The 12,343-nt window shown below is 68.1% G+C and carries 14 protein-coding genes; 9 read left to right on the top strand and 5 right to left on the bottom strand.

Translation table 11 applies throughout. From position 1 onward, the window contains the following. Positions 1-21: 21 nt before the first annotated feature. Both GGR33_RS03320 and GGR33_RS03315 read right to left on the bottom strand, forming a co-directional pair. Positions 22-477: a (2Fe-2S)-binding protein gene (locus GGR33_RS03320; RefSeq protein ID WP_183501933.1), complete on the bottom strand. Its 456-nt coding sequence runs from the start codon at positions 475-477 to the stop codon at positions 22-24. Positions 478-642: 165 nt separating this feature from the next. Continuing rightward, positions 643-1,641, bottom strand: a complete 999-nt coding sequence (locus tag GGR33_RS03315) for an OmpA family protein (RefSeq protein ID WP_246412748.1) — start codon at positions 1,639-1,641, stop codon at positions 643-645. Between the two features lie 246 nt (positions 1,642-1,887). On the opposite strand from GGR33_RS03315, the gene GGR33_RS03310 reads away from it, so the two are divergent. Together GGR33_RS03310 and GGR33_RS03305 are read left to right on the top strand one after the other, a co-directional pair. After that, positions 1,888-3,441 (top strand): sensor histidine kinase, encoded by a 1,554-nt coding sequence (locus GGR33_RS03310; protein WP_183501932.1) that lies wholly within the window; start codon positions 1,888-1,890, stop codon positions 3,439-3,441. Between the two features lie 145 nt (positions 3,442-3,586). Next, positions 3,587-3,862 carry a hypothetical protein gene (locus GGR33_RS03305; RefSeq protein WP_183501931.1) on the top strand — a complete coding sequence of 92 codons (276 nt, stop codon included), beginning with the start codon at positions 3,587-3,589 and terminating at the stop codon, positions 3,860-3,862. Between the two features lie 53 nt (positions 3,863-3,915). Here the strand turns inward: GGR33_RS03305 and cobT are convergent, their stop codons facing one another. After that, complete coding sequence (gene cobT, locus GGR33_RS03300; protein WP_183501930.1) at positions 3,916-4,941, bottom strand: nicotinate-nucleotide--dimethylbenzimidazole phosphoribosyltransferase; 1,026 nt, start codon at positions 4,939-4,941, stop codon at positions 3,916-3,918. Positions 4,942-5,076: 135 nt separating this feature from the next. On the opposite strand from cobT, the gene cobS reads away from it, so the two are divergent. The 3 genes from cobS (at position 5,077) to GGR33_RS03285 (ending at position 6,918) form a co-directional block, all read left to right on the top strand. Beyond that, entirely contained in the window at positions 5,077-5,904 is an 828-nt protein-coding gene (gene cobS, locus GGR33_RS03295; protein ID WP_183501929.1) for an adenosylcobinamide-GDP ribazoletransferase, read from the top strand. 109 nt (positions 5,905-6,013) lie between these two features. After that, on the top strand, positions 6,014-6,226 hold the full coding sequence (locus GGR33_RS03290) for a DUF1289 domain-containing protein (protein ID WP_183501928.1): 213 nt from the start codon (positions 6,014-6,016) through the stop codon (positions 6,224-6,226). Further along, on the top strand, positions 6,223-6,918 hold the full coding sequence (locus tag GGR33_RS03285) for a retropepsin-like aspartic protease family protein (RefSeq protein WP_183501927.1): 696 nt from the start codon (positions 6,223-6,225) through the stop codon (positions 6,916-6,918). The genes GGR33_RS03290 and GGR33_RS03285 overlap by 4 nt, the downstream gene beginning before the upstream one ends. A gap of 155 nt (positions 6,919-7,073) precedes the next feature. Here the strand turns inward: GGR33_RS03285 and GGR33_RS03280 are convergent, their stop codons facing one another. Then, positions 7,074-7,829, bottom strand: coding sequence for a collagen-like domain-containing protein (locus GGR33_RS03280; RefSeq protein ID WP_183501926.1), 756 nt, complete (start codon positions 7,827-7,829; stop codon positions 7,074-7,076). Positions 7,830-7,961: 132 nt separating this feature from the next. Between GGR33_RS03280 and GGR33_RS03275 the strand changes: the two genes are divergently transcribed. Together GGR33_RS03275 and GGR33_RS03270 are read left to right on the top strand one after the other, a co-directional pair. Continuing rightward, positions 7,962-8,405: a hypothetical protein gene (locus GGR33_RS03275; RefSeq protein ID WP_183501925.1), complete on the top strand. Its 444-nt coding sequence runs from the start codon at positions 7,962-7,964 to the stop codon at positions 8,403-8,405. A gap of 73 nt (positions 8,406-8,478) precedes the next feature. After that, positions 8,479-10,002: a malonate--CoA ligase gene (locus GGR33_RS03270; protein WP_183501924.1), complete on the top strand. Its 1,524-nt coding sequence runs from the start codon at positions 8,479-8,481 to the stop codon at positions 10,000-10,002. A gap of 26 nt (positions 10,003-10,028) precedes the next feature. On the opposite strand, the gene GGR33_RS03265 is transcribed toward GGR33_RS03270, so the two are convergent. Beyond that, positions 10,029-10,199 (bottom strand): hypothetical protein, encoded by a 171-nt coding sequence (locus GGR33_RS03265; protein WP_183501923.1) that lies wholly within the window; start codon positions 10,197-10,199, stop codon positions 10,029-10,031. A gap of 379 nt (positions 10,200-10,578) precedes the next feature. On the opposite strand from GGR33_RS03265, the gene GGR33_RS03260 reads away from it, so the two are divergent. Continuing rightward, positions 10,579-11,733 (top strand): YihY/virulence factor BrkB family protein, encoded by a 1,155-nt coding sequence (locus GGR33_RS03260; RefSeq protein ID WP_183501922.1) that lies wholly within the window; start codon positions 10,579-10,581, stop codon positions 11,731-11,733. An 81-nt stretch (positions 11,734-11,814) separates the two neighbouring features. Then, complete coding sequence (gene msrB / locus GGR33_RS03255) at positions 11,815-12,234, top strand: peptide-methionine (R)-S-oxide reductase MsrB (RefSeq protein WP_183501921.1); 420 nt, start codon at positions 11,815-11,817, stop codon at positions 12,232-12,234. Positions 12,235-12,343: the final 109 nt, after the last annotated feature.

Below are 12,343 nucleotides of genomic sequence, written 5' to 3'. Positions count from 1 at the left end.
TCGGAAAGGCAGCGAAAACGATCAGCCGAGCGTGCGGGCCGCCTCGTGGATCGCGGCGCGGATGCGTTGGTAGGTGCCACATCGACAGATGTTGCCCTCCATGGCGCCGTCGATGTCGGCATCGGACGGTTTCGGATTGTCCGTGAGCAGGCCGATCGCGGACATGATCTGCCCCGACTGGCAATAGCCGCACTGAACGACGTCGAGGTTACGCCAGGCACCCTGCACCGCCTCGGCGACCTTGCCCGACACGCCCTCGATCGTGGTGATCTTGGCTTCGCCGACATCCCCAATCCGGGTTTGGCAGGACCGGACCGGCTGACCGTCCATATGCACGGTGCAGGCACCGCATTGCGCGATGCCGCAGCCATACTTGGTGCCGGTCATGTTGAGGCGGTCGCGGATGGCCCAGAGCAGCGGCATTTCGGGATCGGCGTCGACGTCGTGGGGGACGCCGTTGACGGTGAGCTTCAGCATCGCGGTCTCCGCGTTTCGAATTGCCCGAGGGAATGTGACCGGCGAGGGCGAATGCGATGTGCGCCGGCGCACATGAAGCTGGAATCGTTCCTAGAAGCCGCCCTCTTCATCGGCAGCGCAAGGGAGATTCGTCTCGGGGCCTGAAGCGTCGCGATCGTCGCGGAGCTATTTGACGATCAGCTCGACTCGCCGATTCTTCGCTCTGTTGGCGTCGCTGTCGTTCGGGACGAGCGGTTGCGACACGCCAGCACCGCGACTCGTCAGCCGCGATCGCGCGACGCCGAAGCTGCCCTGCAAGTCCGAGACGACGCTGGCCGCGCGGCGATTGGACAGAGCCAGGTTGTAGGCGTCCTTACCCTTGTCGTCGGTGTGACCGACGATCTCCAGCTTCAGGCCGGGGTTGTCCGATATCACCTTGGCGATCTCGGCGAGTGTCGGCCTCGATTCCGGCTTGATCGTCGCTTTGTCGAAATCGAATTGAATTCCGTAGAGCTGGACTCGTCCGGCGCGATCCATGGCCTGCTTCATCTCGCTCGCCGTCACGAGCTTGATCTTGTCGAGTTCGGCTGCCTTGGTTTCCACCACCCGGACGAAGGCGGTGGTCCGCTCTTTGTCCTCGCCGGTGATCACGGCCACGTAGGCAGGAGCGCCCGAGCGATCGACCACGGCCAGAAGATAGCGCGCATGGTCGAAATAGGACGTCGAGACGCCGTTCCGCGTATCGATCAGCTGACCGAGCACGTAGGGATCTCGCACGTTGCCCTTCAGACATGCGCTGTCCGCACAGTTGAACTGGATCTCGAAACCGTTCGATTTCAGGAATGACTGATAGTTGACCATCACTTCGAGCGACGACCGGTGTTCCGGTATGTCGTATCGGATCTCGGTCAGCTTGCCCTGGACGGCGAGCCATTCGGGGCCGGATCTCTCCTCGGGCGCATTGCGATCGAGAAGAGCGGCATAGTCGATCGGTGCCCGAAGCAGCGCGGCTTCGTCGAAACTTCGGGCCTTGTAGTCCACGATGGTCGATCCTTCGAAGCGGCCGGCCAGGGGATGGTCCTTCGCCCCGGCGACGTCGCCCGCCCAGGCGGTCGCCGACGCGAATCCCGAGAGCAGGGCGACGAGCGTGCCGATCCGCAGAGAGGGTGCCATTCGCATGCGCATCGCCGTGTCCTCGGAAGTCTTCGTCTTTCGCTAGACAGTATCCGCCGCGCGATCGGAATCGAGGACTGCACCATGACGAAGCGTTTCGCGCATCGCCAGCCCGAGGCCGCACGCGACGGACGGGCGTGAACCGCAAAATGCCGTCGATCCCGGCAGCCGCTTCTTAACGGTTCCGGCGCACTGTGTCGGTCTTGGTATCCAGCCTCGCACCAGCGGGGCGTCGCTTGCGTGCCCGATCCCGCCCGAATGTCCGAACTGACCGCGGAGATGGTTCAGCGTGGCCGCGGCCCTTCCATCGAAGAGGCCGCCCGCCGCCGCAGCATGTCGCGCGATCTTCGCTCGGCACGCGAGCGGCTGACCTCGACCAGCGGCCTGGAGCGGGCCTTCGACTACGAGCTGATGAGGCTCTACGCGCAGTATCGCGCCGACGCCGCGATCCCGCTGGTGATTTTCGCCATCGCCCTGGCGGGCGCCTCGACGATCTGGGTGCCCCCCATCACGGCGGCGATCGGCTGCACCATGGTGGTGGCCGCGCTCGCCGCGACGACGCTGGTGTGCCGGCGCTTCCTGAAGGATGCGTCCGCCAGCAATGCGCTCAAGCGCTGGCGTCGCAACTTCGTGCTCGGCGAGGTCCTGCAGAGCAGCACCTGGGCGCTCCTGATCCCGCTCACGATGGCGGATGCGCGCACCTTCTCGCTGTTCGGGCTCGTCGTGGTCGCGGCCGTGGCGACGATGCTCGCCGCCACCGTGCCGCTCGCCGCGATCTGTGCGCTGGTACCGCTGATGCTGGCCGCCCTGTCGCTCCTCGTCGACGCGCAGGGCACCCACACGGTGCCGCTGGTGGTGATGGCGGTGGGCAGCCAGGTCTTCTTCGCCGGGCTCGGCCGGCGGCTCTACGCCTCGGCGGTCGGCGCGCTGCAATCGCGCGCGGAGAAGGACGCGATCTTTGCCGAGCTGGAGCAGGCCAAGGCGAATTCTGACGAGGCCCGTAAGCGTGCCGAGGAGGCCAACCTCGCCAAGTCGAGCTTTCTCGCCACCATGAGCCACGAGCTGCGCACGCCGCTCAACGCCATCCTCGGCTTCTCCGAGGTGATGAAGAACGAGATTTTCGGCGCCCACGCCTCGCCGGCCTACCAAGAATACGCGACCGACATCCACGACAGCGGGATGCACCTGCTCAACCTGATCAACGAGATCCTCGATCTCTCCCGCGTCGAGGCCGGGCGCTACGACCTCAACGAGGAGGCGGTGACGCTGGCCGCCGCCGTCGAGGAGGCGCAGCACATGATGGCCCTGCGTGCCCGCGGAAAGAGCCAGACGATCCACGTCCACGTCGACGGTTCGATGCCCAGGCTCTGGGCCGACGAGCGCGCGCTCCGCCAGATCGTGCTGAACGTGCTGTCGAACGCGGTGAAGTTCACGCCGCAGGGCGGCGAGATCACCGTGAAGGTCGGCTGGACCTCGTCGGGCGGCCAATATGTCAGCGTGAAGGATTCCGGACCGGGCATCCCCGAGGACGAGATCGGCACCGTGCTCTCGTCCTTTGGCCGCGGCTCGCTCGCCATCAAGACCGCCGAGCAGGGTTCGGGCCTCGGCCTGCCGATCGTGAAGGGTCTCGTCGACCTGCATGGCGGCGGCTTCCAACTCAAGTCGAAGCCGCGCGAGGGCACCGAGGTGATCGTGACTTTCCCGGCGAGCCGCGTGATGGACACGCTGCCGGCGGTGGATCTGACTCCGAAGAAGGACGAGGCCGCCGAGGCCCGGCAGGGCGCGGCCGCCAAGCGCCGCCGGGCCGCCTGACGGCTGACGGCTGACGGCTGACGGCTGACAGGTCCGCCTGCGACATTCCAGCCGATCTCCCGCTGAAACATGCCCTTCGTTCGTTAGCCCGACAGGAGCACGGCTACGCCGGCGGCTCCGTCAAGGCAGACAGGATCGAGAACGGATGAAGAGAACAATACGAACCGCGATGCTCGCGGCCGGCCTGCTCGTGGCCGGTGGCCTGAGCGCTCAAGCCGCTGCCGTTTCGCCGAACGTGAACATCCGGGCGAACGAGCCCATCCAGCTCGCACAGATGAACAGCCCGGGCGATGGGTTGACGCCGGGCGCCGCGCGCAGCGGCAACGGCCGCCCCCGGATGCACGGTCACTACCGACGGCACCACCATTGGCATCACCGCCACCATTGGCGCCACCACCGGCACCATCGTCACTGGCGCTGACCTCGGAGTAGCATCGTTCCGGCGTGGCTCGCTGCGCCGGAGCGATGCCGGAATCAGCCCGCGCTCTTCCCCGAAATCCCGGCCTGCTCGAAAGTGGCCATGTCGCGGTGGCAGGCGAGCGCGCCCTTGATCAGCCCCATCGCCAGGGCCGCGCCGGAGGCCTCGCCGAGGCGCAGGCCCAGCGACAGGACGGGCTCCAGTCCGAGGCGATCCAAGACCTCCGCATGAACCCCTTCAGCCGAGACGTGGCCGGCGACGCAATGGTCGAGCGCCCGCGGATCAAGGGCATGCAGCACGGCCGCCGCAGCCGTCGAAACGTAGCCGTCGAGCACCACCGGCACGCGCTGTAAGCGCGCGGCCAGGATCGCCCCGGCCATGGCCGCAATCTCGCGGCCGCCGAGCCGGGCGAGCACACTCAGCGGATCGTCGAGATGCCCGGCATGCGTTTTCATGGCGAGCGCCACGGCCTCCGCCTTGCGCGCGAGCCCGGCCGCGTCGACACCCGTGCCACGCCCGACCCAATGCTCCGGCTCGCCCCCCCAAAGCGCGCAATAGATCGCCGCCGCGATCGTGGTGTTGCCGATCCCCATCTCGCCGATGCCGAGGCAATCGGTGCCGGCGGCCACCGCCTCCATGCCGAAGGCCATGGTGGCGACGGTGGATTTCTCGTCGAGCGCCGGCCCCTCGCAGATGTCGCCTGTCGGCATGTCGATGGCGAGGTCGAACACCTTGAAGCCGAGCCCATAGGCGGCGCAGAGCTGGTTGATCGCCGCCCCGCCAGCCGAAAAGTTCTCCAGCATCTGGCGGTTGACCGCATCCGGGAAGGCCGAGACGCCGCGTGCCGTGACGCCGTGGCTGCCGGCGAAGACGCAGACGAGCGGCCGGTCGAAGCTCGGCTTCGCCTTGCCCTGCCAGACGGCGACCCACTCGACGAGATCCTCCAGCCGGCCCAGCGCGCCAGCAGGCTTGGTCAGCACGGCATCGCGGGCGCGCACCGCGGCAAGGGCATCCTCGTCGGGGCCGGGGATCTCGGCGACGAGGCGGCGGATATCGGCGAAGGGCGAGGATTCGTCTGTCATCGCGGGAACTCGAACGAAACGGGGGCGCCGGGAGGGCGTGGCGGGAAGCGGTTGCGGCGCTATAGAAGTCCTGGCGGGCGCGGTGAAGGCGTGCGGACGATCCGACACGCAGCCGGGCCCGGCGACAGGCGAGCGATGAGCGACGATCGGGCCGACCACACCCCGTTCTTTCCCGGCGCGGGCGTCCTCTACGACATCGCCGCCTGCCTGCGCTTCTTCACGCGACTTCCGATCCCGCCGCTGCCGGACGAGCCGGCACCCTTCGCGACGCCGGATTTCGCCACCGTCCCCCGCGTGCTACCGCTGGCCGGGCTGCTGCTGGCGCTGCCGGCGGCTTTGGTGCTCGTCGTCGCCTGGGAATTGCGGCTCGGCCCCTTCGTCGCCTCGGCGCTGGCGCTGACGGTGCTGGCTCTCGTCACCGGCGCGATGCACGAGGACGGCCTCGCCGACGTCGCCGACGGGTTCGGCGGCGGCAACACCTGGATGCGCCGCCTCGAGATCATGCGCGATAGCCGCATCGGCGCCTATGGCGGCACGGCCCTGGTGCTGTCCTTCTCGCTGAGGCTCGGCGCGCTCGCGACCCTGCTCGACCGCTCGGGCGCCCTTGCAGCCGTGGCGCTCCTCCTGACGGCCGCCGTCTCGCGCAGTGCGGCGCTCGCCCCGATGGTGTTGCTCGAACCCGCGCGGCCCGGCGGGGCCGGAGCCTCGGTCGGCCGCCCGACGCCGCCCACGGTCGCCGTTGCGGCTGCCATCTGCATCGTCTTGGGGCTGATCGCCTGGGCCGCAGGGCTCCCGCTGCTCGGGGTCGTGCTGATGCTGGTGCTCGCTCCGGCCGCCGCCTATGGGCTGACCCGCCTCGCCCGCCAGCAGATCGGCGGCCAGACCGGCGACGTGATCGGCGCCTGCCAACAGGTCGCCGAGATCGCCGGTCTGATCGGGTTATTGGCGGCGACGCCTGTGTGAGCACTCATCCCGTCATTGCGAGCCGCAAGCGAAGCAATGACGGGGAGAGACTTCGAGTGCCGGCCTTACTCTTGATTCCGACGCGCCCGGCGGCTCATTTGCGCACCACATGAGCACCCTGCCCCACCCAAAGCCGTCGAGCCCCTGTACCAAGGTCTGCGTCCTCGATGCCGTCACCGGGCTCTGCGAGGGGTGCGGCCGCTCACGGAACGAGATCGCGCTTTGGGGTTCGATGACCGAGCCGCAGCGATTGGCGGTAATGGCCACGTTGCCCGAGCGCCTCCGCCGGGCCTACCCCCACCGCACCGGCGAGGACCCATGAGACTCTGGATCGGCCTGGGCGTTCTCGGGATCGCGCTGATCGCGCTTTTCGCCGCCGGCGACCACAGCCAGGTCGGGGGCGTCGATTCGGATCAGTTTGGACGGATGGCCTATCTCAGCGCGCTGCTCGTGCTGATGAGCGCCGGGATCTGGCATCGCTTCCGCGACCGCATGGGCGAGAATGTTCGGCACCTGCTGGTCTGGGCCGTCATCGGCGCAGTCGTCATCGCCGGCTATGCCTACAAGGAACAGGCCAAGGAGTTCGGCGGCACGATGCTCGGCTCGCTGCGGCCGGGGACCGCCGTCGTCGGGGCCGGCGGCGAGGTCACCATCACCCGACGCTCCGACGGCGACTTTTCGGTCTTTGCCGAGATCAACGGCCGGACCGAGCAGCGTTTCGCCTTCGACACCGGAGCCAGCTCGGTGGTGCTGACCATGGAGAGCGCCGCCGCGCTCGGCATCAAGCCGGCGGAACGGGAGTTCACCCAAAAAGTCTCCACTGCCAACGGCACCGCGATGACTGCGCGGATCCGGCTCGAATCCATCACGATCGGGCCGATCACCGAGCGCAACGTCGACGCGATGGTGAGCCAGCCGGGCGCGCTGAGCACAAACCTCCTCGGCCAGAGCTTTTTGACGAGGCTGCCCTCCTACGAGGTGCGCGGAGACCGGCTGATCCTGCGGAGCCGCTAGATTTTGCGACCCCGTCGTTGAGGGCGGATCGACCGCGATCCAGGGCCGACGCCCCAAGCTCGACGAATCAGATCCTGGGTCGCCTCGTTGCCATGCGATCGGCGGCTTGGCCTCAGTGAGCCGGTCGGATGGGTAGGAAACCGTCGGAAGCCCGCTCAGGGCTTGGCGCAGAAGGCCGTCATGCCCTCGCCGCCCGCCGGGCAGGTCGCCGTCGCGGAGCCGCCCGGGCCGGCCCGGTAGCTCGGGCTCGCGCTACCGAGGCAATAGGCCGAGACCAGGACCTCGCCGCTCTCGCAGGAGAGCGCACAACCGGCCTCCGGGCAGGTGCCGGCCTGCAGTTGCCGCATGACGATGCCGGCCGGTGGCGAGGTGCCCTGCTGGCCCTGCTGGCCCTGCTCGCCCTTGGCACCTGGCTCGCCGCTCGGACCGACCGGACCCGGGGCGCCGGCCGCCCCCTGCGGGCCGGCAGCCCCCTGATTCCCAGCCATGCCCTGCGGTCCGGTCGGACCGAGTTCGCCCTTCGGGCCGGCCTCGCCCTCGGGAGCGCAATTGGCGATGACCGCCTCGCGTTCGTCTTCTTCGGACTTCAGCGTCGCGACGCAGGTGCGCGGGCGGTATGGCAGGCGGAAGGTGAAGCGGCCGCGGCCGTCGGCGGCCACCGAAATGTCGTCGTCGAGCACGACGATCAGGCCGCCCTTGCGCACGCTGCCCGAGATGCGCAGATCGCCCGCCTCGATGCGGGCATCGTAGACCATGATCGGCTGCTGGGGCTGCCGCGGCCGGCGGGGCTTCGACCGCTCGCGAGGCACCTCCGCCTGAGTTGCCGGAACCGGAGCCGCCGGCTGCTGAGCGGCCGCGGGCCATCCCGCGCCGAGCATCAGTGCCAGAGCCGCAGAGACGCGCCCGATCATGAAACCAGCTCCTTCGCGAACCGGCATGCACCTGCGGCCGCGCCGGCCCTCCGGTCAAGCCTGCGCGAGCGGCCGCGAGGCCGCGCGGAATGGCCTCGACTTCCCGCAGCGCCTTTGCCAAAGACTGCGCCCATGATCCGGACCGCCCTCGCCTGCCTTCTTCTGCTCTCGACCGCCGCACGGGCCGACGAGTGTGACGCCCTGGTCGGACGGATCGCAGAGGCCACCGGTGCCAAGAAGGTCGGGCGGCGGGTCGGTCCCAGTGTCGACGTGCGCTCCGCCGGCGGCCTCAAGATCGACATCACCTGCCGCGCCGAGCCGATCGTCCAGGCCTCGTCTTCCGATGCGAGCCCGTCGGCCACCTATTACCGCGACCTGTCGATCGCCGGCGGCATCGCGATCGAGGTCCCGCCGGCCGCCGTCGAGGCCGCCCTGGTGAAGGCCTACGAGACGGCGCTCCGCGAGCGCCGCAAGTCCTTCATCCAGCAGAGCGGCTGGTCGGCGAGCTGCTATGCGGATCCGGGCTCGTCGTCCCTGCGCACGCTCTGCTCGGTCGGGCGCATTCCGCCGGGCTGACCGCCAGCGGGCTTGAACGCCGGCGCGAACCGCGCCAAGCCGTCGCCGGGAACGGAAACGCCGACGGCAAAACATGGCCAATCACCTCTTCGACCTGATCCGGACGCATCTGCCGCCGGAGCCGGCGCAAAAGACCCTGCTCGAGACGCCCGACGGCCCGCGCTTCAGCTACGCCGATATGATCGCGCGCTCCGGCGCCTATGCGTCCGCGCTCGTCGCGCTGGGCGTGAAGCCGGGTGACCGCGTCGCCGCTCAAGTCGAGAAGAGCCCTGAGGTCGTCTTTCTGTTTTTGGGCTCCGTGCGGGCTGGCGCGGTCTTCCTGCCCCTCAACACAGCCTATACCGATCGAGAAATCTCCTATTTCCTCGGCGATGCCGAGCCGACCGTCTTCGTCTGTGATCCGACCCGCAAGGCGAGTCTCGACACGGTCGCGGGTGAGGCCGGCGTCGCCAGCGTGCTGACTCTGGGCGGTGACGGCCGAGGCACGGCACGCGATGCTGCGGATGCCGCGGCGACCGATTTCGCCGACGTCGCGCGCGGTTCCGACGACCTCGCCGCCATCCTCTACACCTCCGGCACGACCGGGCGCTCCAAAGGCGCCATGCTCACCCACGACAACCTCGGCTCGAATGCGGTGACGCTCGCGCGCACTTGGCGCTTCGGGCCGGAGGACGTGCTGATCCACGCCCTGCCGGTCTTCCATACGCACGGCCTGTTCGTTGCGACGAACACCGTGATCATGGCCGGCGCCTCGATGCTCTGGCTGCCGCGATTGGACGCCAAGCAGATCCTGTCGGTGATGCCGCGGGCCACCGCGATGATGGGCGTGCCGACCTTCTACACGCGGCTGCTGAAGGAGCCGGGCCTGACGCGGGAGGCGACCGCGCACATCCGGCTCTTCGTCTCCGGCTCGGCGCCTCTGCTCGCCGAGACGCATCGCGAATGGTCCGCGCGCACGGGTCACGCCATCCTCGAGCGCTACGGCATGACCGAGACCAACATGAGCACCTCGAACCCCTACGAGGGCGAGCGCATCGCCGGCACCGTGGGCTTCCCCCTGCCGGACGTGGCGCTGCGCGTGGTCGATCCCGAGACGGGTGCGCGCCTGCCGGTCGGCGATGTCGGCATGATCGAGGTGAAAGGCCCGAACGTCTTCAAGGGCTATTGGCGGATGCCGGAAAAGACGATGGCCGAGTTCAAGGCCGACGGCTTCTTCATCACCGGCGACCTCGGCAAGATCGACCCGCAGGGCTACGTCCACATCGTCGGCCGCGGCAAGGACCTCATCATCACCGGTGGATACAACGTCTATCCGAAGGAGATCGAGACCGAGATCGACGGACTTCCCGGGGTCGTCGAGTCGGCCGTGATCGGCCTGCCGCACGCGGATTTCGGCGAAGGCGTCACGGCCGTGGTCGTCGCCGGTCCCGAGGCTCGGGACGAGGCCGCGATCCTGACGGCGTTGGAAGGGCGGCTCGCGCGCTTCAAACAGCCCAAGCGCATCCTCTTCGCCGATGATCTGCCGCGCAACGCCATGGGCAAGGTGCAGAAGAACCTGCTGCGCGAGACCCATGCCGGGCTTTACCGGGACGGCTGACCGGCTGCTCTGCCCGGGGCGACCCGTCAGTCGTGCGTGAGCATTTCCCGCACCAGCTCAGCGTTGCCGAGCGGCACGGACGCTCTGTCGGCCATCCGGAGGGCTGTCGACGATCTGTCGAGGATGGAGCCTCGCCGATCGATCGCCGCGCCGAAACACGTCAGCGCAAGAAATCCGATCGCGATGATGATGTACAAGTCCTGAGTAGCCTGACGGCTCTTCACGGAGAGTGACCGCGAGCCCATCGTCTGTCTCCATCGATCATTGTCGTTGGAGAAAATCTGATGAAATCGTCGGATCACCGCAATTCGAGAGTTCTATACGCAGACTTCGCGAACGGCGAAGGGCGAAGGGCGATTGCGCGTGACACGCCCCCGTTTCGCCAGCCCTCTTCATCGAAGTCTTCGGCATCGATCGACCGGCGATCATCACGGTTGCCGGGCATTCAATCGGCGCCGCGTCAGCCCCTTGGGCAAACGACTTGGCTGCTCCTTGCAACCGTCTGGAACAGGGGGAACAGCCAAGCCTGATCCCCGTTGAACTGCGTCCTTCCCGATCCAGGCGCCCTGATTGCCGATGTCGTCGCCCCTCTCGCCCCCGCCCGATCGAACCGGCGAGGCATCGTCGATCCTGTGGACGCTGGCGCTCGGAGCGGCACTGGTCGCGATCGCCGCCAGCCCCCGCCGCGTGCGATCCGAAGTCAATGACGAGACGGCGCCGGAGCAACCCGAGCGGAACGGCGGAGCACATTCTCACAAGGGCCGCAGCGCGCGCTGGGTCGCCGCGACACAGGCCGATCGCGGCCGGGCCGCGAAGGACCCCACCGAGATCCAGGCGCCGGGCTGGAAGGACATCGCCTTCCGGGTCTTCCAGGAATTCAACAAGGATCGCGTGCTGTCGGTGGCCGCGGGCGTGACCTTCTACACCCTGCTCTCGCTCTTTCCGGCGGTGGCCGCGCTCGTCACCTGCTACGGCCTGATTTCCGATGCCGGTACCATCAACGTGCACCTCGCCAGCCTGCGCGGCGTATTGCCGGATTCGGCCATCGACATCGTCGGCGACCAGGTGAAACGCATCGCGGCCAAGGGCGGCGGCACGCTCGGGCTGACCTTCTTCACCACGCTGCTGCTCTCGGTGTGGAGCGCGAACGCCGCGATGAAGGCCATGTTCGACGCGCTGAACGTGGTCTACGAGGAAGAGGAGAAGCGCAATTTCTTCTGGCTGAACCTGCGCTCGCTGACCTTCACCATCGGCGCGCTTCTCTTCGTGATCCTCGCGCTCTCGGCGATCGTCGTGCTGCCGGTGGTGTTCAACTTCGTCGGCCTCGGGGACGGCGCCTGGGCACTGGCCATGCTGCGCTGGCCGGCCCTGCTGATCGTGCTGCTGGGCGGGCTGACCATCCTCTACCGCTACGGCCCGAGCCGCGAACCTGCCCGCTGGCGCTGGGTCGGCGTGGGCGGCGCGGTGGCCGGTTTGCTTTGGATCGTCGCCTCGATTTTGTTCTCCTGGTACGTGGCGAGCTTCGGCTCCTACAACGAGACCTACGGGTCTCTCGGCGCCGTGATCGCCTTCATGACCTGGATCTGGATTTCGGCGACCATCGTCCTGCTCGGAGGCGAGATCAACGCGGAGATCGAGCACCAGACGGCGCGGGATTCGACGACGGGCCGCGAGCGCGCGCTCGGCGAACGCCGGGCCAGGATGGCCGACACAGTGGGCGCGGCGGCCTGAATCGTCTTCCGGCCTCGCTCGATCGGTGCCAAGACCCCATATCGGGGCGACGACATACCCCGCGAGACGTGGAGGACGCCCATGGCCGAGCACGATGCCGGCACGATCAGCCCGCCAGAGACGCGCAGCGACGCGGAATGGCGCCGAGTGCTCACGCCCGAGCAATATCGTGTCTTGCGCGAGCACGGTACCGAGCGGCCTGGCTCGAGCTGTTTCAACGCCGAGAAGCGCGCCGGCACCTATAGCTGCGTCGGCTGCGGCGCCCCCCTCTTCGAGACCGGCACCAAATACGAGTCCGGCAGCGGCTGGCCGAGCTTCTTCGACCCGCTCGAAGGGGCTGTGGAAACCACCGTCGACCGCAGCCACGGGATGAGCCGGACCGAAGTGCATTGCGCGCGATGCCAGGGCCATCTCGGGCACGTCTTCAACGACGGCCCGGCTCCCACCGGTCTGCGTTACTGCATGAACGGGGTCTCGCTCCAGTTCGAGCCTGCGGATTGATCCCACTGCCGTGCGAGGGGCGTTGTATGGGGACGAGAGGGTTAATGCCGGCGTGACAGAGGTTGAACTGTCTTGATTTCGACGGCGTTTCGCTTAGCGGTGAACGGAA

Source organism: Methylobacterium brachythecii (assembly GCF_014196345.1).
GTDB lineage: Bacteria > Pseudomonadota > Alphaproteobacteria > Rhizobiales > Beijerinckiaceae > Methylobacterium > Methylobacterium brachythecii.
This window is presented reverse-complemented; position numbering and strand designations above follow the sequence as displayed.

Excerpts from the sequence above, each read along its gene's own strand:
- GGR33_RS03280 (WP_183501926.1), bottom strand. The coding sequence starts at position 7,829 with ATGATCGGGCGCGTCTCTGCGGCTCTGGCACTGATGCTCGGCGCGGGA.
- GGR33_RS03310 (WP_183501932.1), top strand. The coding sequence starts at position 1,888 with ATGTCCGAACTGACCGCGGAGATGGTTCAGCGTGGCCGCGGCCCTTCC.
- GGR33_RS03290 (WP_183501928.1), top strand. The coding sequence starts at position 6,014 with ATGAGCACCCTGCCCCACCCAAAGCCGTCGAGCCCCTGTACCAAGGTC.
- GGR33_RS03285 (WP_183501927.1), top strand. The coding sequence starts at position 6,223 with ATGAGACTCTGGATCGGCCTGGGCGTTCTCGGGATCGCGCTGATCGCG.
- GGR33_RS03270 (WP_183501924.1), top strand. The coding sequence starts at position 8,479 with ATGGCCAATCACCTCTTCGACCTGATCCGGACGCATCTGCCGCCGGAG.
- GGR33_RS03315 (WP_246412748.1), bottom strand. The coding sequence starts at position 1,641 with ATGCGCATGCGAATGGCACCCTCTCTGCGGATCGGCACGCTCGTCGCC.
- GGR33_RS03275 (WP_183501925.1), top strand. The coding sequence starts at position 7,962 with ATGATCCGGACCGCCCTCGCCTGCCTTCTTCTGCTCTCGACCGCCGCA.
- GGR33_RS03320 (WP_183501933.1), bottom strand. The coding sequence starts at position 477 with ATGCTGAAGCTCACCGTCAACGGCGTCCCCCACGACGTCGACGCCGAT.
- msrB (WP_183501921.1), top strand. The coding sequence starts at position 11,815 with ATGGCCGAGCACGATGCCGGCACGATCAGCCCGCCAGAGACGCGCAGC.
- cobS (WP_183501929.1), top strand. The coding sequence starts at position 5,077 with ATGAGCGACGATCGGGCCGACCACACCCCGTTCTTTCCCGGCGCGGGC.
- GGR33_RS03260 (WP_183501922.1), top strand. The coding sequence starts at position 10,579 with ATGTCGTCGCCCCTCTCGCCCCCGCCCGATCGAACCGGCGAGGCATCG.
- GGR33_RS03305 (WP_183501931.1), top strand. The coding sequence starts at position 3,587 with ATGAAGAGAACAATACGAACCGCGATGCTCGCGGCCGGCCTGCTCGTG.
- cobT (WP_183501930.1), bottom strand. The coding sequence starts at position 4,941 with ATGACAGACGAATCCTCGCCCTTCGCCGATATCCGCCGCCTCGTCGCC.